Below are 24,648 nucleotides of genomic sequence, written 5' to 3'. Positions count from 1 at the left end.
GTGAGCGCGACGAACAGCCCACCTTTTCTTTTGTGAATGAGGCCTCGAGATAAGCTCTATCATTGATAGGAGTGGACCGGGATGGTTGGAGATCGCGCTGATGCCATGCTTGAAGTCATGGATGAAGGCATGCATGAAGCCAGGCATGAGGGAAAGTATCGGCGGATCGAGGTGATCACCGGTCGGCGGCAGCGGCGGAATTGGACTGACGAGGAGAAGGCGCGGATTCTCGCGGAGAGCGCAGAACCTGAAGTGAACATTTCGGCTGTTGCGAGGCGCTGGGGCGTCAATCGCGGCTTGCTGAATGTGTGGCGACGGGAAGCCGGACTAACCTCTCAACGGTCGGCAAAGACTAGTTTGCCGCCTGCCGTGTTCGTGCCGGTGACAGTGGTTGGGGATGGCGCACGACACGAAGGCTCGCCATCGAATGCCCCAGAGGTTCTCGCTGGCCGAATTGAGATCGAGATTGCGGGCGCACGCATGACGGTCATCGGCTCGGTAGCGCCTGAACTGGCGCAGGCGATGGTAGCGGCGTTGCGAGGGCGCCGGTGATCGGAGTTTCGCCAAATGGCGTGAAGATCATGGTTGCGACGCAACCCGTCGACTTCCGGCGCGGCATGAATGGCCTGGTAGCTTTGGTGGCGTCAGCCCTTGCGGCCGATCCCTATTGTGGCGACGTGTTCGTGTTCCGCGCCAAGCGTCTTGATCGGCTTCGCTGCATTTATTGGGACGGATCAGGCATGATCCTAGCGACGAAGTGGTTGGAGGCGGGCAAGTTCGTTTGGCCTCCGATCCGCGATGGCGCTATGCAGATGAGTGCCCAGGAGTTCTCGCTTTTGCTGGCCGGCATTGACTGGACGCGCGTCAAACGAAACGCGGTGAGGAGGCCCTCAAAAGCAGGCTGATCCTATTGGTTTTGCTTGAAGATTCAGACCCGTGTGGTAGGGTCTGTCATGCCGCTTCGACCCGATCCCTTGCCCCAGGATGCTGCGCAATTGACCCGGATCATTCTCTCGCTCGACGAAGAGAATGCCGATCTCAAGGCGCGCGTTGCCTTCCTTGAGCGCCAGCTCTTCGGGACGAAATCGGAGAAGATGACGACGATCGATCCAACGCAGGCAATGCTCGATCTTGGCGATCTAGGCGACATTCCCGTTGCTGCCAATGACGATGTCGCGCCGGTCGATGAAGACAAAACGCAGGCACGGCGATCGCCAGCCCGCAATATCGGCCGTTTGCCGAAACACCTTCCGCGTTATGACGAGCTCATCGAGCCAGCGAGCAAGACTTGCCCCTGCTGTTCGTTCGAACTTCATTGCATCGGCACTGATGTCAGCGAGGCGCTCGACATCGTGCCTGCAGTAGTCCGGGTGAAACGGACGATCCGGCCACGCTATGCATGCCGGGCTTGCGAGAGTGGCATCGTGCAAGCACCCGCACCAGCACGCATCATGGACGGCGGCATGGTGACCACGGCGTTTGCAGCCCATGTCGCCGTTTCGAAGTTTGCCTGGCATTTGCCGCTGCATCGCCAGGCGCAGATGCTGGCCTCCTGCGGCGTCATCATTGATCGCGGTACGCTCGGGGCATGGGTCACGCGGGTCGCCTGGTGGCTCGAACTTCTCTACGATGCACTCACCGCCTTCATCCGCTCGCAGCCGAGGGTGTTCTGTGACGAGACGCCACTTCCGCGCCTCGATCCGGGGCGCAAACGAACCAAGGTCTGCCAGTTATGGGCACAAGCGGTTGACGATCGGCCATGGAACGGTCCGGCGCCGCCGGCGGTGGCCTACATTTTTGCCGAAAGCCGCAGCGCTCGCGAGATCGAGGGGCAACTGTCGTCGTTCGCCGGCGTGCTTCAGGTTGATGGATATCAAGCCTATAAAACCATGGTCAAACGACGCGGCAAGAGCAACGTTGCCCCCATGCGGCTGGCCTTCTGCCTCGCTCATGCACGGCGAAAGTTCGTTGACGTCGTCAAACTGACCGGCTCTTCGGAGGCCTTGTCGATCCTTGCCAGGATTGCCGAAATCTATCGCATCGAAGCAAAACTACGAGGGGAAGATGAAGATACCCGGCTTAGCGGCAGGCGTCGTGAGGCAGCTCCCATCATGAGAGAACTGAAGGTCCATCTCACCGAACTGAGCGACGAGGTGTCGTCGAAATCGGCACTTGGCAAGGCAGTCACTTACATGCTCAACCACTGGAGCGGATTGACAGCCTTTCTAGAGGATGGCCGGATCGAGGTGGACTCCAATGTCGTCGAGCGTTCCATGAAATCCGTGGCTTTGACGAGAAAGAACTCATTATTCGTGGGCAACGAGCGGGGTGGAAAGACCTTCGCTGTCCTGGCATCGCTCGTGAACACGGCAAAGCTTAACGGCGTGGACCCCGACGTCTGGCTTGCCGATGTGCTGGAGCGCATCATCTCCGGCAAAGTGAAAGCCAACGAGATGGAGAGCCTTTTGCCTTGGGCCTGGAAGGCGGAACGCGAAGCGATGACACAGCAGGAGCGACAAGCGGCATGACACAGAACAGCCAGGAGATGACGCCGCGACCGAAGCTCGATGACGACGCATTCGAAGCCTTTATCAGGAGACGTCGTCCGCCATCGCCTATCTGGTCAATGAGCAGACTCGATGGTTATCTTACGGCCCTCATCATCGGCCCCAGGTTCATCGACCCACGGCAATGGATCCCGGAACTGACCGGCCCGGATGCCCTAAACCTGCCGATGGAAACAACCGAACATCGGGCCGTGCAGACGATCGTTGCAGAGTATAATCGGATATCTGCAAGCCTTTCCGAGAGACCGAAAGACCACCGGCCAAGGTTCACCCAGATCGATGATCAGACCCTTGATCCATTTGATTGGGACATCTGCTTTCTCATTGGAACACGACACGCGCCAAGGCTTTGGCAGCCTGTCCTTCGAGGTCATGCCGTCACTGGGGATATCATTGCGCCGATCCGCAAGCTCGGCGAGGTAAAACGGAAAGCGACCCACCAGGATGCTGCTGCCGTCGCCGAAGCACTCGTCAATATCCGAACCTATTTTATGCCGAAGCGGGCAAAGCAGAAGTTCTGACCGAGAGCCAGAAAGCCAGAAACCTATTTAGTCAAATCACGAAAGCCGTGGGCCATTCGTTGCGCTCACAATCGAGACAAGCGCAAATGCTATTATAGCGCGCATTTGGGTGGGAGAATTGTGAAAGATCGGACCGGACACACAAGCACTAGCCCGGCGGTTAGGGAGCCGGCGCCGGGCCTAACGCGGACCTGGATGTTGGGCGATGCATAGTCCCACAGCGTGTTGGAAGCGCTGCGTGAGGGAAACCGCTAGGCGAGGAAAAATTCCCGGCCTATGGTCGAACGCTGAGCAGCGGACGCAAATTTTCTGATTCCACCACAGCGTGGCGTGGACGTCGTAGAAGATTATCCACAGGAACCAATCGGCCAAACGCGATTTCAAAAGTGGGGAGGGAAAGTGGGAAAAAAACGCCTGCTTTTGGAATATCAACAAAAGCAGGCGTTTATCTCTGAAACTGGCTCCCCGGGCCGGATTCGAACCGGCGACCTGTCGATTAACAGTCGAATGCTCTACCGCTGAGCTACCAGGGATCACCGCTCGCCGCGGTGTGAGTGGCCTAATACAAATGCTTGCCCGATTTGCCAAGCGGTTTTTTCAAAAAAATGACATCCGCTTGTATTCGTTCTGTATAACCCCATCTCCTGTGGATGACTGAAGCACATGATACCACTGGAAAACCGGCCGCCAAGCGATTTGGCATCGACCACACCACGGGCCGTCTCATTCTGGGGTCCGTAAGTTTCCCATTTCCGCGGTCGCGCCTTGCCCGGATGTCGATCGGCGTTGTGCTGATCCTGGGCGGCTTTTTGGGATTCCTGCCCGTGCTCGGCTTCTGGATGCTTCCGCTGGGGTTCCTTATTCTATCGCACGACCTGCCTCTCGTCCGGCGGATGCGGCGGCGATTGTCCGTCTGGTGGAAGAAGGGGAGGAAACCCGCCCCTTGATCAGCTGAACAGGCCTGCAGCCCAGTAGAAGAATGCGGAAATGAGTGCCGCTGCCGGAAGCGTAATGACCCAGGCGACGACGATGTTGCCCGCCAGGCCCCAGCGGACGGCTGAAACGCGCCGTGCCGCGCCAACGCCGATGATGGCGCCGGTGATCGTGTGCGTCGTGGAAACAGGGATGCCGAGCCACGTGGCCGCAAAGAGCGTCAGCGCGCCGCCGGTCTCCGCGCAGAATCCCTGCATCGGGTTAAGGCGGGTTATCTTCGATCCCATCGTGTGAACGATTCGCCAGCCGCCGAAGAGCGTTCCCATAGCCATGGCTGTCTGACAGGACAGGACCACCCAGAGCGGTACGTGGAAGGTTCCGCCGAGATAACCCTGCGAATAGAGGAGCACCGCTATGATGCCCATTGTCTTCTGCGCATCATTGCCGCCATGGCCCAGCGAGTAGAGAGAGGCGGAAACGAACTGCATGAGGCGGAACGTCCGATCGACGGCGAACGGCGTTTGCCGAACGAAGATCCAGGAAACGGCAAGAACGAGGAAGAGCGCCAGGATGAAGCCGATCAGCGGCGACATGACGATCGCGCCGGCTGTTTTTAGCAATCCGCCCCATACGATCGAGCTGAAGCCGACCTTTGCGAGGCCAGCGCCTACCAGCCCGCCGACCAGCGCATGGGAGGAACTGGAAGGGATACCGAAGATCCAGGTGACGATATTCCAGATGATTGCGCCCATCAGCGCCGAGAAGATCACCAGCGGCGTCACGATGTTGGGATCGATGATGCCCGTCCCCAAGGTCTCAGCCACGTGCAGGCCGAAGAACAGGAACGCGATGAAATTGAAGAAAGCGGCCCAGACGACCGCGTGGTGCGGCCTGAGCACACGCGTCGAAACGATCGTCGCGATCGAGTTCGCGGTATCGTGCAGGCCGTTCAGAAAGTCGAAGAAGAGAGCGACCGCGATGAGAGCCGCCAGCAATGGAAAGGCGAGGGTGGCGTCCATCTAGACGTTCTCGATCACGATGCCGCTGATTTCATTGGCAACGTCCTCGAAGCGATCGACGACCTTCTCGAGTTCGCCGTAGATTTCGCTGCCAATGATATAGGCCATCGCATTCGACGCGCCATGCCGTACGAAGAGTCCCTTCAAACCATTGTCGTGCAGTTCGTCGGAGCGTCCCTCGACGCGGGTGACTTCCTCGGTGATCGCCATCAGGCGCGGGGCATTGGCGTTGATGCGGCTGAGCAGGGGGACCGCCTCGGCTATGAGGTGTGCTGCCTGGACGATCGCCGCTCCCATTTCCTGCATGCGCGGATCGAATTCGGTTTGCTCGAAGAGACGGATCGTCTTGACTGTCTTATGCATCATGTCGATCGCATCATCCATCGACTGGATCAGATCCTTGATATCAACACGGTCGAAAGGCGTGATGAAGCTCCGGCGGACCGCAAGCAGCACCTCGCGCGTGATGTTGTCGGCATCGTTTTCGAGCGCGACGATCCGGTCGCAATGGTGTTCGATATCCTTGCCTGCAAGCAGTTCGTTGAGCGCTTCCGCCGCGCCGACGATTGTTCGGGAGTGCTGTGCAAAGAGATCAAAGAACTGATCCTCGCGAGGAAGAAGTTTACGAAACCAGCTGAGCATTCCATCCATCCATAGCTATTTTTGAAGGTCGTCATAAAATAGCGGGACTTGCAATAAAAGTGTCACAATTGCACCAGCCGCGATTCTTTTCGCCCGGAGATGGAAGGCGTAAGGCGGAACTTGGAAGCTGTTTGGGCGTTATTATCCTGAGCGTTCTTCACGCGAAGTGCGTATGAAATTAGAAGGTGCCGGAATGAAAAAACTTGCGGTATTGATGTTGGCAATTGCGACGAGCCTCGCTGGCGTCGGTCCGTCTTTTGCCGAAAACTCAGGCGATGAGCATTCCGCTCAGAGTCGCGGTGGGTTTGGAGATTCCGGCGTCAGAAACAGCCGCGGCTTCGACCGCTGCAACATCTATCGTTGTGGCGGCTACCGCCATGGCCATTACGGGAATCGCGACTACGGAAATCGGTACTACGGAAATCGCTATTATCGCGACGGCTACTACCGCAACGATTACAACGATGCTGGCGCGCTGCTCGGCGGTCTTGCTGCCGGCGCACTCATCGGCGGTCTGATCGCTTCGCAGCCGCAGGCCAGACCGGTGGGCAATTCACACGTCGACTGGTGTTACAGCCGCTACCGGTCCTATCGGGCCTATGACAACACCTATCAGCCCTATTACGGTCCGCGGCGGCAGTGCTATTCGCCGTACTAGTGGTTGACTACGGAACCGGCGGCATGACGATCCAAAATACCGCCGGTTTTTCAACTACCCCCTTGCACTCGATTTCTATTCATTCTAAATGCCCGCCAACGCTTCGGTCATGAAGCGTCGTGAGGCCTCGTGGCGGAGTGGTGACGCAGAGGACTGCAAATCCTTGTACCCCGGTTCAATTCCGGGCGAGGCCTCCAAACCTTCCCATACATTCTGCAGTCATTGATTTTGCGGCTGTGTTTCCCACAGTGCCGCGGTGTTGTGGTCGCGTCTTCAGGCCGCCATTCGGTCGACAACAGCGGCGAATTCAACGTGCTGGTTCCATCCAACGAAACTTCGAGCCTAACCTCGGCAACCGCCTACTCCAATCGGATTAGGACCTAGGTCCGTCTAGGATAGCCCCTGCTACGGGGCTATTGTGTCTCTTGCAAGTCTGCGGAGGACGGTGGGGCTTTGAGGCACCGGACCCACTTGCTGAACAGGTCCATTGCCCGTGGCAGACTCGGCGGGGGTATGTTCACTGTCCCGAAATGCTGGAGGGGCTAGCCAAGTAGGCTGGCCCTCCCGGCTTCTGGGTTGCCGCCTCGACGTAAGAGCCTTCAGTGTCGACAGCACTCTCTTTGTTGCGTCCGTTCCCGCGCCGCCAAGTCCACCTGCTTTGGCAATTGCTCCATCGGCATAGTGAGAATCCACACAACACTAGCGCTGGCGCATGTCTTCCATACCCAAATCGTCGGATTGCCGAATTTTCGATAGGCCCTAAGCTTTGTGTTGAGTTGTTAGGAGCGCCTCCCATGCCGGCGACCCAAATGCCGCAATTGATCTTTGCCCTGAGCGTGGCGCGGGAAATGGCGAAGCGCGAGCGGCACGCCGACGTGCTGGTGATACTGATCGACGAGGCCCTGAAGGAGGCAAAGGAAGAAGCGCTGCGCTACGGCATTCTCGTCGACATAGAAGAGGAAACGGAACTGCAATAGGCCCGCCGGGGCGGCCCCGGCCGCGGCTATCAAGGGCCCCGGCCGGGTTGTCGACCGGGGAGGGGCTGGGGAGGCTCCGAGGTCGGCGCCGATACGCTACAGCTCCCGTTTGACGACCGCTATTGGTGCTTAGAGCTATGTTTCGTCGTTTGTTCTTGCCTAAAAAGAACTTTGCAGTGGCGGTCCATTTGTCACCCAGCGAAAACGCCGCCGTTGGCGTTCAGTTCACTCGCTGCAGTGACGGCACTGGCGACACGCCCGACGTCGCGACATTCGGAGCGCCGACACGCACAAAGGGAATCAGGAGAATGATCGCGAGCAGCACGCAGATGAAAAGGCTGCCCAGCAAGATTGGTTTGATTGCCATGTCCCGTCCGTCGAATCCCAAGGAAACGACACTATTGGGGCAGAACCTGACAACGGCCTGAAGGCAGGCAGTCAGCTCGTTTCACGATCGAAAAGACCGCAGCAAAAGATGCCGACCAGTGTTGCGATGATGAAGAAGTCGAACAACGAGAGATATTCGATGATATTAGGCATGGCCTACTCCTCCTCTGTTCCTCCGGTTGCAATAATATCACGGCGCCCGCGTTTGTTCCATGAAGGATTGCGGTCGGGTCACTTCCGCGACACTCGTACTGGAATTCTTGGCGCAGGCATTCGCGAAGCCTTGAAAGGCCGGTGTGCTGAGATTAAGAGACGTGCAGACAAAGCCGCTTCTACGGGCGAGAGGACATGATGAATTTCGAATCAGCACGCGCAAACATGGTCGACAACCAGCTTCGCACGACGGACGTCACCTCGCATTCAGTGCTGACGGCCTTCCTCACGGTGCCGCGCGAGGCTTTCGTTCCTGAGAAGGCCAAGCCGCTCGCCTATATCGATCGTGATGTTGAAATCTGTCCTGCAGCGGCCGGCAAGCCGGCGCGCTACCTCATGCAGCCGTCGCCGCTTGCAAAGCTGCTCCAGCTTGCGGCTGTCACGAAGGATGACGTCGTCCTCGAGATCGGCGCTGGCAGTGGCTATGTATCGGCTCTTTTCTCGCAGCTTGCCGGTACGGTGATCGCCGTTGAAGAGGAGGAAACGCTGGCGGCGGAAGCCAAGACCAACCTTGCCGCCTACACAAATGTGTCGGTCGTCACGGGGCCGCTCAATGCGGGCAACGCGTCAGGCGCTCCCTATGATCTCATTTTCGTCAGCGGCTCGGTCGAGGAGGTTCCTTCCTCCTTGCTGTCGCAGCTTCGTGATGGTGGCCGTCTGGTCACCGTACAGGGCTACGGCGGTTCGGCGCGTGCGAAGGTTTTCGTGAGCGAGCGCGGCACAATTTCCGAAAACGTCTATTTCAACGCCTCCGTGAAGCCGCTTCCCGGCTTTGCCAAGGCGCGTGAATTCGTATTCTGAGCCAAAGCTCCGATGACCGATTCTCGACGGGCGCCTCTGGCGCCCGTTTTCTTTCCCGCCATGGAATCGGAGCGCCAGGCAGCGTGGCAGAAAAGCTGTGCATGGCATCATTCATTTGATTCGCGATGATTTTTTTAGATCCTCGGCTATCCTAAGGTATGGGTGATTCGGATGCCCACTCCACGCAATCCGGTCGTTTTTCGGAGTAACGGGGATAGATATGGCTCAGCCAAGCGTAGCGCGTGAACCGTCCATGGAAGAGATTCTGGCGTCGATCCGCCAGATCATCGAGAGCAATGACCCCGGTGCGGGCAGGGCACTCTCCGCGTCACTGCCGGCGGTTTATGGTGCTGACGAGGACGATCGCGACTCGGACATTCATTTGACGGTGGACGAGACCTACGCTGGCGTGGAATTCCCCGAAACGGTCGCTGAGCCCGATCCGCGTTTTGTCGCTGCCAACTCGGCAGGCTCGGCTCCCGTGCCGGAGGCACAGCCGCGCGCCATGTCTCTTGCCGATGTCGCTGCGCGCGTCCGTGCCGCCTCGGAGAGGAACGCTGCGCAGTTGCAGCGCGAAGTGCCGCCGGCATTTCGGCCGCCGGAAGCAAGAGCCACCGAGGTGAGGACTGAAACGCCGGACGCTGTCGGCGAGGCACCGCTGTCCCCGCGCCCTACGGAAGCCGTTACCTCACCCATTTCAGTTCCTGCGGCGAAAATTGTTGCTGTTCGCCCGCCGGTAGAGGTTCCATTCGAGCTACCTCCGGTTGTTGCCATGGAGCCGCGACCAGCTGTCGTTCCCGCGGCCGAGGTAGCAGTTGCCGCTGTCGCCGAGGCTGCGAAAGAAACAATGCCAAGCGTTGTTGAGCACGAGCAGCAGCCAGCGCTGCTCTCGCACGACGCTGGACTGCAGATCGCTCGTTCCTTTGAGGAGCTTGCCGCCGCAATCGATGGTGCCGAGCGCCGGTCGCTTGATGAGATCGCCGAAGACATGCTGCGCCCCATGCTGCGCGAATGGCTGGACGACAATCTGCCGACGCTGGTCGAACGTCTCGTGCGCGAAGAGATCGAACGCGTGGCGCGTGGCCCGCGCCGCTGATCGGAATCGCCTTTGCTCAAAAGCCGCTCCCGTCTCCGGGGCGGCTTTTTTATTGACTTGCCCGTAGCCATCCTATTTACAACCCGCATCTAAGAACCTCCAGATTTTGGTCCCCAAATGCTCGACAAGACCTACGATTCCGCTGCCGTTGAACCGAAAATCGCTGCGAAATGGGATGAGGCGGACGCCTTCCGCGCGGGCGCCAACGCCAAGCCGGGCGCCGAGACTTTTACCATCGTCATCCCGCCGCCGAACGTGACCGGCTCGCTGCACATGGGGCACGCGCTGAACAACACGCTGCAGGACATCATGGTCCGCTTCGAGCGCATGCGTGGCAAGGATGTGCTCTGGCAGCCGGGCATGGACCATGCTGGCATCGCCACCCAGATGGTTGTCGAGCGCAAGCTGATGGAACAGCAGCTGCCAGGTCGCCGCGACATGGGGCGCGAAGCCTTCATCGATAAGGTCTGGGAGTGGAAGGCGGAATCGGGCGGCCTTATCTTCAACCAGTTGAAGCGCCTCGGCGCCTCCTGCGATTGGTCGCGTGAGCGCTTCACGATGGACGAGGGGCTTTCGGCCGCCGTTCTTGAAGTCTTTGTAACGCTTTACAAGGAAGGCCTAATCTATCGGGACAAGCGCCTTGTCAACTGGGATCCGAAACTCCTGACGGCGATCTCCGACATCGAGGTGGAGCAGCACGAGGTCAACGGAAATCTCTGGTACTTCCGCTATCCGTTGGAGCCCGGCGTCACCTATCAGCATCCCATCGCCTTCGATGACGACGGCAAGGCAACGGAATGGGAAACGCGTGACTATATCGTCGTCGCGACCACTCGCCCGGAAACGATGCTTGGCGACACGGGCGTCGCGGTGAACCCGAAGGATGAGCGCTACAAGCCGCTCGTCGGCAAGCATGTCATCCTGCCGATCGTTGGTCGGCGAATTCCGATTGTCGCCGATGATTATCCGGACCCGACGGCCGGAACCGGCGCTGTCAAGATGACGCCGGCACATGATTTCAACGACTTCGATGTTGGCAAGCGTGCCGGTCTGCGCGTCGTCAACGTGCTCACTGCCGACGCGCGGATCACGCTCAAGGATAATGAGGATTTCCTGGAGGGGATTCCGGATGCCGCCGCATTGCACGGCGCCTGGGACGAACTTGAGGGCAAGGATCGTTTCGAGGCCCGCAAGATCATCGTTCGTATCTTTGAAGAAGGCGGCCTGGTCGACAAGGTCGAGCCGCACAAACACATGGTTCCCCACGGTGACCGTGGTGGCGTCCCGATCGAGCCGCGCCTGACGGAGCAATGGTACGTCGACGCCAAGACGCTCGCGGCACCGGCGATCGCCTCGGTCCGTGAAGGCCGGACCAAGCTCGTTCCGCGCAGTTGGGACAAGACGTATTACGAGTGGATGGAGAACATCCAGCCGTGGTGCGTTTCCCGTCAGCTCTGGTGGGGCCATCAGATCCCGGCCTGGTACGGTCCGGATGGTCAGGTCTTCGTTGAAAAGACCGAAGAAGAAGCGCTGCAGGCGGCGATCCAGCACTATCTCTCGCACGAAGGCCCGATGAAGGCCTACGTCGAAGACCTGCTCGAGAACTTCAAGCCCGGCGAAATCCTGACGCGCGATGAAGACGTTCTCGACACCTGGTTCTCCTCCGCGCTGTGGCCGTTCTCGACGCTCGGCTGGCCGGAACAGACGCCGGAGCTGGACCGCTACTATCCGACCAACGTTCTGGTCACCGGCTTCGACATCATCTTCTTCTGGGTTGCCCGCATGATGATGATGGGCCTGCATTTCATGAAGGATGATGATGGCGTTCCGGTCGAACCGTTCCACACGGTTTATGTCCACGCGCTGGTCCGCGACAAGAACGGCCAGAAGATGTCGAAGTCCAAGGGCAACGTCATCGATCCGCTGGAACTGATCGATGAATACGGCGCCGACGCGCTACGCTTCACGCTGGCGATCATGGCGGCCCAGGGTCGTGACGTGAAGCTCGATCCAGCCCGCATTGCCGGCTACCGCAACTTCGGCACAAAGCTTTGGAATGCGACGCGGTTTGCCGAGATGAATGGCGCCAAGAGCGATCCGCATTTCGTGCCAGAAGCAGCTGAACTGACGATCAACCGCTGGATCCTGACGGAGCTTGCCCGTACGGAACGTGACGTAACGGAAGCCCTGGAATCCTACCGCTTCAACGATGCAGCAGGGGCGCTCTATCGCTTCGTCTGGAATCAGGTCTGCGACTGGTATCTCGAGCTGCTGAAGCCAGTCTTCAACGGCACGGACGAGGGTGCTAAGAAGGAAGCGCAGGCCTGCGCGGCCTACATCCTGGAAGAAATTTACAAGCTCCTGCATCCCTTCATGCCGTTCATGACGGAAGAACTCTGGGCGCATACCGCAGGCGAGGGCATCGAACGCGACACGCTGGTTTGCCATGCCGAATGGCCGGCGCCGTCCTACGCCGACGATGCCGCGGCCGATGAGATCAACTGGCTGATCGATCTGGTTTCCGGCATTCGCTCGGTTCGCGCCGAAATGAACGTTCCGCCGTCTGCCGTTGCTCCGTTGGTCGTTGTCGACGCCAACAGCCTGACGCGCGAGCGGCTGGTTCGGCACGACGCCGCGATCAAGCGCCTTGCCCGGGTCGACGCCATCTCGCTGGGCAGCGAGGCGCCGAAGGGAGCCGCGCAGATCATCGTTGCCGAGGCAACTGTCTGCCTGCCGCTCGGCACCCTGATCGACCTTGCCGCGGAGAAAGCTCGCCTCGAGAAGGCGATCGCCAAGGCCGACGGTGAGATCGCCCGCATCAACGGCAAACTCTCGAACGAGAAGTTCGTCGCGAATGCCAATCCTGAGGTGGTCGCCGCTGAACGTGATCGCCTCGAGGAATTGCAAGGCCAGATCGCCAGCCTGCGGGTTGCACTATCGCGTGTGTCTGAGGCGGCATAAAATCAACGCTTGGTAGTAATATATTCTAAGGCGTCCGATTGCGAATCGGGCGCCTTTTTTCAGGCTCGGTCGAGATTGATGGATTTCAAGGCCAGGCTTGCCGGGATCGCTGACGGGAATCCTTGATTTCACACGTTTTCTTGAGCCGTTTGGCGAAAAATATGACTGTTGTTTCTCTGTTACAGGGCGGCGTTATCGTGGAATGGTCGACCTCAATTGCGTGGGTAGTTTTACCTTTCGTGGAATTTTCTTCTAAATTGTTGGAATATTGACGTGCCCGTCAAATTTTTACGTAAAGCATCTGTTGGTGCAGTTTCTAATCACGCCCGATCACAAAGTTGCCATTTATCGGCATCGTCGGCACAGTCCCGCCATTGCAATTGCCCGAGTGGGGGAGACACCTTGGCATCTCGTATGACTTCGGCCAGCATTGTGTCGCTGGTTCTATTTTCAACGCTGGCGCAGCCGTCCTTCGCGGGCGGTCTTGACCGCAGCGGCTATAATATCGATCTGCTGTTTGATCAGTCGCGGTTTTCAGCGCAGTCGGCCGTGATCTATGTCATGCCGCAGCGCGAATTGAAGAATGTGAGGGACACTGATCCTTCCATTCGGCCCGGCGGCGGAAACCTGAACAATCGGTCCCACTCGGCGGACGACACAGAGAATTATGCAGTCCCCTACATCGGTTTCAAGGCCGGGTATGAAGATGTGGACTGCCTCTTCGACTACTCCGAGCCATTTGGCGCACACACGAATCCCGGCATCAATTGGGCAGGTGCCAACAACAACATCGAAACGAAGATCAAGACGCATAACTATGCCACGACGTGCTCGTACAAGTTTGATGTGGGCCCTGGCCAGCTTCGCTTGATTGGCGGCGCCTTCTATCAGGAAGTGGAAGGCTTCAAGGAGCGCCTAGTTAGCACGGTTCCAATCGCATTCGGCACCGGAACGGGCGTAGGTCGGTTGGACCTTGAAGACAATGCTTGGGGATGGCGGACTGGCATCGCATATGAAATTCCAGAATACGCGATGCGCGCGAGCTTGGTCTATAACAGCCGTGTGAAGTATGACAGCCTGAGTGGTACGGTTGACCTGACGCAGGTCCGGGCGCCAGTCGCACCGCTGAATGCCGCGCCCTATGGCGCAGTCACGAATGTCTTCGGCGAGGCGGAAGCTCCCGACTCACTGGAGCTAAAGCTTCAGAGTGGTATTGCGCCAGATTGGCTGGCATTTGGTTCTGTGAAATGGACCAACTGGAGTGTCCTCCAGTCGATCTCACTCTGCCCTACATACACGAAGGGCAGGGCTTGCACCGCCACGAGCGGAACTCAGCTCACGTCTCTTGATCTGCTCTATCAAGATGGCTGGACCATTACCGGCGGCATTGGTCACAAGTTCAATGAGCAGTGGACCGGCGCTGTCAGCCTGACTTGGGACCGCGGTACGAGCCACGGCTATGGCTCTCAGACGGACAGCTGGACGGTTGGGGTCGGCGCTGCTTATAACCCGACCGACAACATTGAATGGCGCCTTGCCGGTGCCCTCGGCGTTCTGACGAGCGGTTCCTCCGGAGTGCTGGTGGAGAATGGTGTTCCCTACGGAACCGACGTCTCTTACGACTTCGGCAATGATCTCGTGGCCGCTGTCTCGACCAGCATCAAGGTGAAATTCTAGGTTTCAAAGATGAACCGCAGATCAGCCCGGCAAAACTGCCGGGCTTTTCTTTGTGTACGGGTCGTTAAGCATGCCGATTCCGTGTCTCGTTTTGTGACGATTCAGCAACAGTTTTTTACCAGCATTTGCGTAAGATGATGCCAAGCTGAAATTGTCCATTTCCCGCCACAAACTAGGCGCAGCGCTATATGCGGGCGAGGGAATGACAGGCGTAAGGTGCGCGTAAAAGAGTACGATGAGCGAATTCCTAGCGGATACAGTCAGGGTGGGTGAGGCCCACGGCAACGATGCCGCGGCTAGCGCCATTTCCCTTTTCCCGCAAGGCTATTCCGTCTCAGAACTTCGCTCTGACGTTGCGCTTCCGAACCTCTCTTTCTCCTCGCATTCAGACCGATCGGTGTCGTCGGAATCGGCTTCCGGTAACAACGACACAGGTTTGGTCACAATTGGTGATTACCTTTTTCTCGACAGCGGAAAGGCGCAGAGCCGGGCCGCGGGAGTGAGGCGAATGGCATCGCGGGGGAGCCGCGCCGGGCAGCGGGTGGACAGTGTCGATGCGCTTGGAATTGAAGCTCTCGCAGGAGGGCGGAAGGCTGGATGCGACGCGGGCAAAGGGGCCTTTGAGCCCACCGCGGGATCGCTCGCCGGGAGGAATGCATCCGCGGATCGAAAGTCCGCATGGGTGGAAGCGAAAGAAATCGAGTGAAATGCTGACGTCCGAGTTCAGACCTTTCAGAATGATGCTCATGGGGATTTCCATTGCCTGTTGCGCGGCAATTGTCTCCCCAGCGGGTGCATTCGACATAAAGTCGGGTGTATCGAAGGAGTCTGGCCCGTTCGACCTCTTCAAGTTCGGTTTCAAAGCCTACAAGAACGGCCAGAAGGAAGAGGCGGTCGAAGCCTATAAATACGCGGCGGAAAAGGGACACACGGGCTCACGCTGGGCGCTCGCCAACATGTATGCCGACGGCGATGGCGTCGCGCAGGATGATTTCGAAGCTTTCAAGATCTACAGCGAGATTGCGCAGCAGGGCGTTGAGCCTGGCTCTGAAGATACAGGCTTCTTCGTCAACGCCCTTCTGTCGCTTGCCAACTATTACAAGCACGGAATTCCCGGTAGCCCTGTAAAGACCGATCTCAACCAGGCGCGTCAACTCTACTTCCAGGTCGCGTCTACCTTCGGGGTGCCCGAGGCGCAGTTCCAGCTGGCACAGATGATGCTGGCGGGCGAAGGCGGCAGCACCAGCGCGCAGCAGGCAAAGAAGTGGCTCAACCAGGCCCGCAAGAGCGGCCATCCCGGTGCCATGGCCGTCTTCGGCAATATCCTCTTCCAGGAAGGGCAGGCAGCCAACGGGCTCGCGCTAATGACCGCGGCGCTCGACCGCTGCAAGCCCACGGACTGCGGTTGGATGGAGACCCTGCAGGAGCAGGCTTTCTCCGTCGCAACGGAAAGCGATCGCCGCTCGGCCGTGGCGCTTTCTCACAAGATCGCTGTCAACGGCGCCGATTAAAGCGCGCTGAGCGCTGTCGCCAATCTGAACGAAAAAGCTCAGGCCGCGAAATCGAAGTATGCTACGACTGGCACGTGGTCTGACGGCTTCTCCCAGGCACGAACGTGCTTTTCGATCGCTGATGATGTCATGCGATCGGCAGCCTCAGGCGAAAGCAACAGGTGGTCGATGCGAATGCCGTTGTTCTTCTGCCAGGCACCCGCCTGATAATCCCAGAACGAGTAGAGTTGAACGGCATCGGTCGTCGCGCGCACGGCATCTGTCAGTCCAAGGCCTCCTAGTTTGCGGAATGCCTGGCGCGTCTGCGGCAGGAACAACGCGTCGTTCTCCCAGGCCTTCGGGTCGAAGCAGTCATGCGGCTCCGGGATGACGTTGTAGTCCCCTGCGAGGATCAGGATTTCCTCGTAGGCCAGACGGTCGGCCGCGAATGAGCGCAGCCGTTCCATCCAGGCGAGCTTGTAGCTGTATTTCTCGGTTTCAACAGGATTGCCGTTCGGCAGGTACATGCAGCACACGCGGGCGACGCGGTTGCCCGGCAGCGAAAAGACGGCTTCCAGGAAGCGAGCCTGCTCATCGAGCGGATCGCCCGGCAGCCCGCGGCTCACTTCGTCAGGTTTGGTCTTGGAAAGGATCGCGACGCCATTGAAGCCCTTCTGGCCGTGTGTCTCGACATGATAGCCCATCGCTTCGATTTCGAGCCTCGGGAAGCCCTCGTCGATCGTCTTGATTTCCTGCAGGCAGACGATATCGGGATCGGAGTCCTTCAGCCATTGCGTGAGATTGTCGATGCGCGCCTTGACGCCATTGATGTTCCAGGTGGCGATCTTCATGGGGTGTCCTATTCCGCTTCGTCGCCTTCTTGTATCGCGCTCTTTCGATCGCGGACAAGACGATAAAACCGGCCGCAAGGGAATCTTTCGGCCGGTTCGATGTGGATACCAGGGAAAGGGATTAGATCGAGAAGCTTGTGCCGCAGCCGCAACTTGCAACTGCGTTCGGGTTCTTGATCTGGAAGGATTGGCCAAGGAGATTGTCGACGAAGTCAATCTCGGATCCGGCCATGTAGACCAACGAGAGGCTGTCGATCAGCACCTTGGCGTCGTTCTTTTCGACGATCGTGTCGTCGTCCTGCGGGTCATCTGCAAGGTCGAACTTGTAGGAAAAGCCTGAGCAGCCGCCGCCTTCTACGGAAACGCGCAGGGCGCTCTTCCCGGGTTCGGTGCCGACGATCGCCGCGATTCGTTTTGCCGCGGCATCGGAAAGGGTTACACTTGTGTCCGTCATATTTGCTCCTGCCGGGGTCAAGATCCGGAGAGAATATCTGTTAGCCGCTCGTTTCAAGCGGCTGATTTCATAGCCACTTGCGCTCTATACCACGAAAGCGCCAGTTCGGGCAAAGTGACTGCCAAAGCATCACTTTGCCGTTTATGCTCTTATAGGTATGAAGAGTGCAGGGCGGCGTCAATGGGCGGGCTGCCGCATATAAGTAATGGTGACGAATGACGATCGACAGGCATGCTTTGGGTTATGGCGACAGCGAGAGGGCCGTCTATGCAGCGGACCCTTGGAAGACTCGCGGCAGGCTTTATCCCGAGGATTTCAGCCCGACACGGTCGGATTTTCAGCGTGACCGGGATCGTATTGTTCACACGACCGCATTTCGCCGGCTGAAGCACAAGACGCAGGTCTTCATCGCCCAGGACGGCGATCATTATCGCACCCGTTTGACGCACACGATCGAGGTCGCGCAAGTTGCCCGCGCGCTGGCCCGGGCATTGAAGCTGGACGAAGATCTCGCTGAGGGCGTGGCGCTCGTCCATGATTTCGGCCACACGCCCTTCGGTCACACCGGCGAAGATGCGCTGCACGAGGTTCTGCTGCCCTACGGCGGGTTCGATCACAACGCCCAATCGCTGCGCATCGTCACTAAGCTGGAGCGCCGCTATGCCGATTTCGATGGCATCAATCTGACATGGGAAAGCCTTGAAGGGCTGGTCAAGCACAACGGCCCGCTTCTGACGAAGGACGGTGCCGGCACGCGCGGGCCAGTTCCACAGCCGATCCTGGATTATTGCGAAATCCACGACCTGGAACTGGATACCTATGCCAGCCTTGAGGCACAGGTGGCCGCCATCGCTGACGATATTGCCTACAACACGCATGACATCGACGACGGGCTTCGCTCCGGCTACCTGAGCTTTGAGATGCTGGAGGAGATCCCGTTTCTGGCCGGTCTGATGGCCGAGGTACGGGAACGCTATCCGAACCTTGAGCCCAGCCGCTTTACCCACGAGATCATGCGCCGCCAGATCACGCGGATGGTCGAAGACGTCATTTCCGTTGCCCAACGGGGTCTTGCGGAGATCAAGCCGAAAAGCGCAACGGATGTTCGCTTGGCCAATCGGGTAATCGCGACATTCTCCGACGAGATGTCCGAGACTGACCGGCAGATCAAGGCGATGCTGTTCAAGCGCATCTACCGGCACCCCGAGATCATGCGTATTCGTGCCGGTGCTGCGCAGATCGTGACCGATCTCTTCGCGGCCTATATGGCCAATCCAAAGGAGATGCAGAGCCACTATTGGGTGGATCACATCGCAGGGCTTGCCGAAGCGGCGAGGGCGCGCCATGTCGGCGACTATCTGGCGGGGATGACCGACACCTACGCGATCAGTGCCCACAGGCGATTGTTTGACCACACTCCAGATTTGCGATAGGCAGCGGTCGCCCGGCTAGGACCGGACAAATGCCTTGTGGCAAAGCCTATGCATGGAAGAGTGCGATGAACCTTTTTACCGATTTCGACGCCCGGATTAAAACCGCCCTCGAACAGATCGATCTTGTCAAGGAGAAGCGATCCGAGGTGGATTTCGGCCGCATCGCGATCGAACCGCCACGCGACCCGAGCCACGGCGATGTTGCAACCAACGCCGCGATGGTGCTCGCAAAGCCGCTCGGCACCAATCCGCGCGCCTTGGCTGAGATCATCACGGAGAAGTTGAAGGAAGACGCCGACGTCGCTGACGTCTCGGTAGCTGGACCCGGCTTCATCAACATCAGGCTCTCCGTCGGTTACTGGCAGCGCCTGCTTGCCTCGATGATTGAGGCCGGAACAGACTACGGCCGCTCGACGATTGGCGCTGGCAAGCGTGTCAACGTCGAGTATGTGTCGGCAAACCCGACTGGTCCTATGCATGTCGGCCATTGCCGCGGCGCCGTTGTCGGCGACGCCCTAGCCAACCTGCTTTCTTTTGCCGGCTTTGATGTCGTCAAGGAGTACTACATCAACGATGCCGGCTCGCAGATCGACGTGCTGGCGCGCTCCGTGTTCCTGCGTTACCGCGAAGCGCTCGGCGAGAAGATCGGAGAGATTCCGCCCGGCCTTTATCCTGGCGACTATCTCATCCCGGTCGGTCAGTCGCTCGCGAATGATTACGGCGTCAAGCTGCACAACATGCCGGAAGAGCAGTGGATGCCGCTCGTCAAGGATCGCACCATTGATGCGATGATGGCGATGATCCGCGATGATCTGGATGCTCTGAACGTGCATCACGACGTCTTCTTCTCGGAGCGCACGCTGCATGCCAATGGCGCCGCCGCGATCCGCACGGCGATCAACGACCTGACTTTCAAGGGACACGTCTACAAGGGCACATTGCCGCCGCCGAAGGGCCAGTTGCCCGAGGATTGGGAAGATCGCGAGCAGACGCTGTTTCGCTCGACGGAAGTCGGCGACGACATGGATCGCCCGCTGATCAAGTCGGACGGTTCCTACACCTATTTTGCTGCCGACGTTGCTTACTTCAAGAACAAATTCGACCGCGATTTCAACGAGATGATCTATGTTCTCGGTGCTGATCACGGCGGCTACGTCAAGCGCCTGGAAGCGGTCGCTCGCGGCGTTTCCGAAGGTAAGGCAAAGCTGACCGTCCTTCTTTGCCAGCTCGTGAAGCTGTTCCGGAATGGCGAGCCGGTCAAGATGTCGAAGCGCTCGGGCGACTTCGTCACGCTCCGCGACGTCGTCGAGGAGGTCGGTCGCGATTCGGTTCGTTTCATGATGCTCTACCGGAAGAGTTCGGAACCGCTGGACTTCGATTTCGCCAAAGTAACGGAGCAATCGAAGGATAATCCGGTGTTCTACGTGCAGTATGCACATGCGCGCTGCATGTCTGTTTTCCGGCAGGCGAAGGAGGCATTTCCTGACCTCGACGTGACCCCGGCCAACCTTGCTAATGCTGTTGCGGGCATCTCGGATCCCGCGGAATTGCAGCTGGTTGCGAAGGCCGCGGAGTTTCCACGCTTGGTCGAGTCTGCGGCGCAGTCACAGGAGCCTCACCGCGTCGTATTTTACCTCTATGATCTGGCGAGTTCTTTCCATGCGCACTGGAATAAAGGTAAGGATCAAGTAGACTTACGATTTATTAACGATAAGAACCGAGAATCGAGTATAGCCAGATTAGGGCTGGTGTACGCCGTTGCGTCGGTTTTGAAGTCGGGACTTGCCATTGCGGGTACCGCTGCGCCGGATGAGATGCGGTAGCGTCACCATTTACCCACAATGCTCTGGCATAAACCTTAGCAGTTGCGAGTGGGATGAGTATGGCAGACAAACAGCGGGCGTATGACACGCGTAAGAATACGGACCTCTTTGCTGACGATGATCCTTTGGCGGAACTTGCCCGCATCGTCGGCTTCGAGCCGCGGGTAGCAGCAAATACCGTCGAAGATGCCCCCCGACAGGAGCCGGCCTTCAATCTCGAGGATGAATTGTTGCGCGAATTCGAGCGCTACGATGCGCCTCAGTCTGAGGCTTCCTTCGATCTGCCCGAACCCCCTTTCGAGCAACCAGCTGCCTTTGAGGCTCTTGTGGAAGCCGATCTTTCGCCGGTCGCCCAGGCTGAGCCGGAATTTGCTGTCGAGCCTGAAGTCGCGAGCGAGCCGGTGGCCCATCAGTCTTTGGACGCGGCTTCCAACCTCACCCCTGCCGCTTGGGCGTCGAATGCCGTCCGTGAGGGCGAGCAGATTTCAGGTGGCGCACGGGATCTGATCGAAGAACTCGAGATGTCAATCGGCGCGTCGCCGGCTCCCGCTCCTTCGGTGGCCCCCGCCAAGGCGCCGCAGTGGTCTGCGGCCAGCATTCGGTTGCCGATCGCCAACTTTCATCCGGCACGTCGCGATGAGCCTTCACCCGCGCCGATTATTCCTGTTGTAGCGTCGGAGCCAGTCGCCGCTGCGTCGGAGAGCGCTGCTGTTTTCGAAGTGCCCGTTGCCGCAGGCTTTCCTGCTGAAATCGACCGGCACGAAGAAGCCGAGGCGGTTTACGATGCGCCTGAGGTGCCTCAAGGGGCGCCGTTCGCTGAACCTATCATCGATCACAGCGCCTTCGATCTGGCTGCTGCAGCGAAGGATGACGGTGCCCTTCAGGCCGATGCCGCGCTGACCGAAGCCGCGCCGACGGAGAGCGACGATATTGCCTTCGATATCGACGAACTCCTCGCCGACGTATCGCATTACCCTGTTCCTGAGCGTCAGAACACGCCTGCGGCCGATGTCGCAGAGATTCCGCACTCGCCGGAGCCCCCCCGCGTAGTGGCGTCGTTGCCGAAGCCGGTCGAGCCGCCTCTGGCCGCTCCCACGGCCAAGGCCGAACCGGAAGGTGACGATCCTTTCGCTGGACATGACTTTGAACTCGATCTTGAAGGTATCGAGCTGGAGCTTGCCGACTTTGACTTTGCTGAGCCCTTGAAGGTGCAACCGCAAGCGGTCGAGCCGGCGCGAGTTCAGGCACAGCATGTCGAGGTGGTCAGACCTCAGCCGGTTGCCCCGGTGCCCGCTTTCCAGCCGGCGCCCGCTCCGGTCGTTGCTGCCGCCCCGATCCACCAGGCCACGGCCGAGGCAGCGTTCGTCGCGAAGGCGCCTGTTACACCCGCATTCACGGCCGATGCCGGAGACGATCTCCCGTTCGATCCCTCGATGATCTCGGATGCGGAATATCATCCGGAAGCCGTCGAAGAGATGCACGTGCCCGTGCTGCCCCCTATTGAGCAGCCGGAGCCGGTCGTAGCGACCTCCGATTTCGATTTCGACGTCGACGCCGAGATCGCCAACCTTCTTGCACCCGCAAATCCGGTGGAAATGCCCGCGAAGCCGGTCGTCGAGGAATGGCGGACCCGTGCGCCCGTCTCCGTCGCGCCGACTGCAACACCGGCAGCGTCCGTCGCCAAGCAGGCACCATTGCAGGGCTTGGACGAGTTCGAGCGCGCTTTGGAAGAAGACTTCCGCCGGAGCGTCAACGAGCCGGTACAGCGCCGCGAGAACGTTTCTCAGGTACAGATCCAGTCGGCGAGTGAAGCCGAGGACATGAGCCGCGCACGCTCGATGAAGCGTATGCTGGCTGCCGCTGCGGCAATCGTCGTGTTCGGCGGTGTCGCCTATGCAGGTTACACGTTCCTGGCCCGCGATGGTGGCCTCGGCATCGCCTCCGGCGAGCCGCGCGTGATCACGGCGGACAACGAGCCGGTTAAGGTCGTACCGGAAAACCCCGGTGGCAAGACCGTGCCGAACCAGGACAAGGCTGTTTACGACAGCGTTGGTGGGGCCGCTGCTGAGGCGCCGAAGCAGAAGGCGCTTGTATCCAGTGACGAGCAGCCGGTGGACGTCGTGCAGCGCACGCTGACACCGGAAACGCTGCCTGAGGACAACGACAGCGATATCGCGACGCCGCCCATGGCGACACCTGTCGGAGACACCGAGGATCCGCGCCTGCTGCCGAGCGAGGATACGGCCGCTGCCGACGAGGCAGACAATGCCAATCAGGCTCCATCGGTTTCCGCCCGCAAGGTCCGCACCATGATCGTCCGACCGGACGGCACTCTGGTTGCCCGCGACGAGCCGGCTCCTGAAGCGGCCCCGACGCTGCCGAAGGCAACGCCGGTTCAGACGCAGAAGATCACGGCTGGCTCAAAGCCGGCTGGCGGCACAGCTGCTAATTTCCCGGCGTCGGGACAGGTTGCTGCCGCTGACATCCGTTCGACTCCGGTTGAAGCAACCAAGCCGACGGCGGCTCAGGCTCCCTCTGAAAACGCGCTGGCCAAGGCGGCTGCCGCCACTCCGGCGAATGTCGATCCGCCGGTTCGCGCCGTGAAGAGCTCGACGGTGAGCGACACTGCACCGGCTCCCGCAGCGCGCCCCGTGACCGATGCGGCGAAGGCACCGCTTGAAGCGCCGGCAGCCCAGAAGCCGAAGGACGTTGCCGCTGTTTCGCCGGCTGCGACCCAGGCTCAGCCGACTGCATCGGCTAGCGGTTATGGCGTCCAGATCGCATCGCTTCCCTCCGAGGAAGAGGCGAAGAAGACCTTCGCTAGCCTTTCGAAGAAGTTCGCGAGCGTGCTTGCCGGTCGCAGCTACGAGATCCGCAAGGCGGATATTGCGGGCAAGGGCACGTTCTACCGCCTTCGTATCCCGGCAGGCTCCAAGGACGAAGCCGCGGCCATTTGCGAAAAGTACCGTGCTGCAGGCGGTAGCTGCCTTATCTCGAAGTAAGTTTCTGCAAGCATTCAATGAAAGCGGCGGGCCTCTGGTCCGCCGCTTTTTTTGTGAATGCCGATTGACGCGGCTCGTAATTCCGCAAGGCACCTCTATGATTCGGGTATGACCGAATCAAAAGCAATGATCCTTGGCTGTAGCGGCCTATCCCTCACTCCCGATGAAAAGGCGTTTTTCAACGCCGAGCGCCCCTGGGGCTTCATTCTGTTCGGGCGCAATATCTCCGAGCCGCAACAGATCAGTGACCTCGTCGCGGAAATGCGAGTCGCCGTCGGTTGGCACGCGCCGGTCCTGATCGACCAGGAAGGTGGACGCGTCCAGCGTATCCGGCCGCCAATCTTCCAGCATTATCCGTCGGGGCAACAGCTTGGTGATATCTATCGGCAGGACAGTGAAAAGGGCCTGCGAGCCGCATGGCTGATGTCGCGGCTGCACGCCTTCGATCTTTCGGGCCTCGGGATCAACGTTGATTGCCTGCCGGTTCTGGACGTGCCGGTGGAAGGCAGCAGCAACGTGATCGGCAATCGCGCCTATGGCGGTGATCCAGCAACTGTGACGGCCATGGGGCGTGCCGCTGCCGACGGTTTGAAGGCGGGTGGCCTTCTACCTGTGATGAAGCACATGCCTGGCCACGGGCGCGGCTTTGGGGATTCACATCACGAACTGCCGGTTGTCACCGTCTCGCGCACGGAACTCGAGGCGCACGATTTCCCGCCGTTCATTGCCATGAAGAACGAATTGATGGCGATGACGTGTCATGTTGTCTTTGCGGCCATCGACTCGGAGCGTCCGGCAACGACCTCACGCAAGGTCATTGACGGCGTCATCCGCGACCATATCGGCTTCAAAGGACTGTTGCTTTCCGATGATACGTCGATGAACGCGCTTGCTGGTACGATCGGTGAGCGCGCCGCCAACATCATCGGCGGTGGATGTGATATCGTGTTGCATTGCAATGGCCACATGGACGAAATGCAGCAGGTGGTCGCAAACGTACCGGTCTTGCAAGGCCAGTCGCTTTTGCGGGCAGAAGCGGTGCTGAATGGCTTCCCGACAGCTGACAAGGCCGACGAGGCCTCGCTTCGGGCCGAATTCGATGCGATGTTTGCAACGGTCTGATTGCGAAAGGAACAGGGCAGG

General features: G+C 59.2%; 21 protein-coding genes and 2 tRNA genes. 17 read left to right on the top strand and 6 right to left on the bottom strand.

All coding sequences use genetic code 11. From position 1 onward, the window contains the following. Nucleotides 1–81: 81 nt before the first annotated feature. From tnpA to AS026_RS10245, 4 genes are read left to right on the top strand one after another with little or no spacing between them, the layout of a single operon-like run. Complete coding sequence (gene tnpA / locus AS026_RS10260; RefSeq protein WP_062368489.1) at nucleotides 82–552, top strand: IS66-like element accessory protein TnpA; 471 nt, start codon at nucleotides 82–84, stop codon at nucleotides 550–552. Further along, the gene (gene tnpB / locus AS026_RS10255; protein ID WP_028749713.1) at nucleotides 549–905 is read left to right on the top strand and encodes an IS66 family insertion sequence element accessory protein TnpB; all 357 of its coding nucleotides are present in this window, start codon (nucleotides 549–551) and stop codon (nucleotides 903–905) included. The genes tnpA and tnpB overlap by 4 nt, the downstream gene beginning before the upstream one ends. Nucleotides 906–953: 48 nt before the next feature. Next, entirely contained in the window at nucleotides 954–2,528 is a 1,575-nt protein-coding gene (gene tnpC / locus AS026_RS10250; protein ID WP_028749712.1) for an IS66 family transposase, read from the top strand. Beyond that, a complete protein-coding gene (locus tag AS026_RS10245; protein WP_062368490.1) occupies nucleotides 2,525–3,088 on the top strand; it encodes a UPF0149 family protein in 564 nt (187 codons plus the stop codon). The genes tnpC and AS026_RS10245 overlap by 4 nt, the downstream gene beginning before the upstream one ends. A 458-nt stretch (nucleotides 3,089–3,546) precedes the next feature. On the opposite strand, the gene AS026_RS10240 is transcribed toward AS026_RS10245, so the two are convergent. Further along, nucleotides 3,547–3,621: transfer RNA gene (locus tag AS026_RS10240), tRNA-Asn, on the bottom strand. Between the two features lie 117 nt (nucleotides 3,622–3,738). Here AS026_RS10240 and AS026_RS43210 point away from each other — a divergent pair. Further along, nucleotides 3,739–4,035, top strand: coding sequence for a hypothetical protein (locus AS026_RS43210; protein WP_025659101.1), 297 nt, complete (start codon nucleotides 3,739–3,741; stop codon nucleotides 4,033–4,035). Here AS026_RS43210 and AS026_RS10230 read toward each other — a convergent pair whose 3' ends face one another. Next, nucleotides 4,036–5,040, bottom strand: coding sequence for an inorganic phosphate transporter (locus AS026_RS10230; RefSeq protein ID WP_018859404.1), 1,005 nt, complete (start codon nucleotides 5,038–5,040; stop codon nucleotides 4,036–4,038). It abuts the gene before it with no gap. Then, complete coding sequence (locus tag AS026_RS10225; RefSeq protein WP_025659099.1) at nucleotides 5,041–5,682, bottom strand: DUF47 family protein; 642 nt, start codon at nucleotides 5,680–5,682, stop codon at nucleotides 5,041–5,043. A gap of 193 nt (nucleotides 5,683–5,875) precedes the next feature. On the opposite strand from AS026_RS10225, the gene AS026_RS10220 reads away from it, so the two are divergent. From AS026_RS10220 to AS026_RS10210, 3 genes are all read left to right on the top strand, one after another. Then, nucleotides 5,876–6,340: a BA14K family protein gene (locus AS026_RS10220; RefSeq protein ID WP_062369588.1), complete on the top strand. Its 465-nt coding sequence runs from the start codon at nucleotides 5,876–5,878 to the stop codon at nucleotides 6,338–6,340. 123 nt (nucleotides 6,341–6,463) lie between these two features. Further along, nucleotides 6,464–6,537 (top strand) — tRNA-Cys (locus AS026_RS10215). 597 nt (nucleotides 6,538–7,134) lie between these two features. Continuing rightward, nucleotides 7,135–7,317 carry a hypothetical protein gene (locus tag AS026_RS10210; protein WP_018859401.1) on the top strand — a complete coding sequence of 61 codons (183 nt, stop codon included), beginning with the start codon at nucleotides 7,135–7,137 and terminating at the stop codon, nucleotides 7,315–7,317. Nucleotides 7,318–7,537: 220 nt separating this feature from the next. Here the strand turns inward: AS026_RS10210 and AS026_RS42280 are convergent, their stop codons facing one another. After that, nucleotides 7,538–7,684, bottom strand: a complete 147-nt coding sequence (locus tag AS026_RS42280) for a hypothetical protein (RefSeq protein WP_018859400.1) — start codon at nucleotides 7,682–7,684, stop codon at nucleotides 7,538–7,540. A gap of 368 nt (nucleotides 7,685–8,052) precedes the next feature. Here AS026_RS42280 and AS026_RS10205 point away from each other — a divergent pair, with 368 nt between their 5' ends. The 5 genes from AS026_RS10205 to exoR all read left to right on the top strand — a co-directional run bounded on the left by AS026_RS10205 (nucleotide 8,053) and on the right by exoR (nucleotide 15,963). Continuing rightward, entirely contained in the window at nucleotides 8,053–8,718 is a 666-nt protein-coding gene (locus AS026_RS10205; RefSeq protein WP_018859399.1) for a protein-L-isoaspartate O-methyltransferase family protein, read from the top strand. A 220-nt stretch (nucleotides 8,719–8,938) separates the two neighbouring features. After that, nucleotides 8,939–9,814 carry a PopZ family protein gene (locus AS026_RS10200; RefSeq protein WP_062369587.1) on the top strand — a complete coding sequence of 292 codons (876 nt, stop codon included), beginning with the start codon at nucleotides 8,939–8,941 and terminating at the stop codon, nucleotides 9,812–9,814. Nucleotides 9,815–9,931: 117 nt separating this feature from the next. After that, nucleotides 9,932–12,775 (top strand): valine--tRNA ligase, encoded by a 2,844-nt coding sequence (locus tag AS026_RS10195; protein ID WP_062369586.1) that lies wholly within the window; start codon nucleotides 9,932–9,934, stop codon nucleotides 12,773–12,775. 402 nt (nucleotides 12,776–13,177) lie between these two features. Next, nucleotides 13,178–14,452 (top strand): OmpP1/FadL family transporter, encoded by a 1,275-nt coding sequence (locus tag AS026_RS10190; protein WP_062369585.1) that lies wholly within the window; start codon nucleotides 13,178–13,180, stop codon nucleotides 14,450–14,452. A 707-nt stretch (nucleotides 14,453–15,159) separates the two neighbouring features. Continuing rightward, complete coding sequence (exoR, locus tag AS026_RS10180) at nucleotides 15,160–15,963, top strand: exopolysaccharide production regulator ExoR (RefSeq protein WP_062369583.1); 804 nt, start codon at nucleotides 15,160–15,162, stop codon at nucleotides 15,961–15,963. Nucleotides 15,964–16,001: 38 nt separating this feature from the next. Here exoR and xth read toward each other — a convergent pair whose 3' ends face one another. Further along, nucleotides 16,002–16,793 carry an exodeoxyribonuclease III gene (gene xth / locus AS026_RS10175; protein ID WP_062369582.1) on the bottom strand — a complete coding sequence of 264 codons (792 nt, stop codon included), beginning with the start codon at nucleotides 16,791–16,793 and terminating at the stop codon, nucleotides 16,002–16,004. A 121-nt stretch (nucleotides 16,794–16,914) separates the two neighbouring features. Next, nucleotides 16,915–17,247 (bottom strand): iron-sulfur cluster insertion protein ErpA, encoded by a 333-nt coding sequence (erpA, locus tag AS026_RS10170; RefSeq protein WP_018859392.1) that lies wholly within the window; start codon nucleotides 17,245–17,247, stop codon nucleotides 16,915–16,917. Nucleotides 17,248–17,462: 215 nt separating this feature from the next. On the opposite strand from erpA, the gene AS026_RS10165 reads away from it, so the two are divergent. The 4 genes from AS026_RS10165 to nagZ all read left to right on the top strand — a co-directional run bounded on the left by AS026_RS10165 (nucleotide 17,463) and on the right by nagZ (nucleotide 24,627). Then, nucleotides 17,463–18,680: a deoxyguanosinetriphosphate triphosphohydrolase gene (locus AS026_RS10165; protein WP_025659091.1), complete on the top strand. Its 1,218-nt coding sequence runs from the start codon at nucleotides 17,463–17,465 to the stop codon at nucleotides 18,678–18,680. 65 nt (nucleotides 18,681–18,745) lie between these two features. Then, complete coding sequence (argS, locus tag AS026_RS10160; protein WP_062369581.1) at nucleotides 18,746–20,503, top strand: arginine--tRNA ligase; 1,758 nt, start codon at nucleotides 18,746–18,748, stop codon at nucleotides 20,501–20,503. Nucleotides 20,504–20,562: 59 nt separating this feature from the next. Continuing rightward, nucleotides 20,563–23,505: an SPOR domain-containing protein gene (locus AS026_RS10155; RefSeq protein WP_062369580.1), complete on the top strand. Its 2,943-nt coding sequence runs from the start codon at nucleotides 20,563–20,565 to the stop codon at nucleotides 23,503–23,505. A gap of 108 nt (nucleotides 23,506–23,613) precedes the next feature. After that, nucleotides 23,614–24,627 (top strand): beta-N-acetylhexosaminidase, encoded by a 1,014-nt coding sequence (gene nagZ, locus AS026_RS10150; RefSeq protein WP_062369590.1) that lies wholly within the window; start codon nucleotides 23,614–23,616, stop codon nucleotides 24,625–24,627. Nucleotides 24,628–24,648 lie beyond the last annotated feature (21 nt).

It is taken from the genome of Rhizobium altiplani (assembly GCF_001542405.1).
GTDB classification, from domain to species: Bacteria; Pseudomonadota; Alphaproteobacteria; order Rhizobiales; family Rhizobiaceae; genus Rhizobium; species Rhizobium altiplani.
The sequence above is the reverse complement of the archived record's forward strand: the minus strand, read 5'-3'. Positions and strand labels throughout refer to the sequence as shown.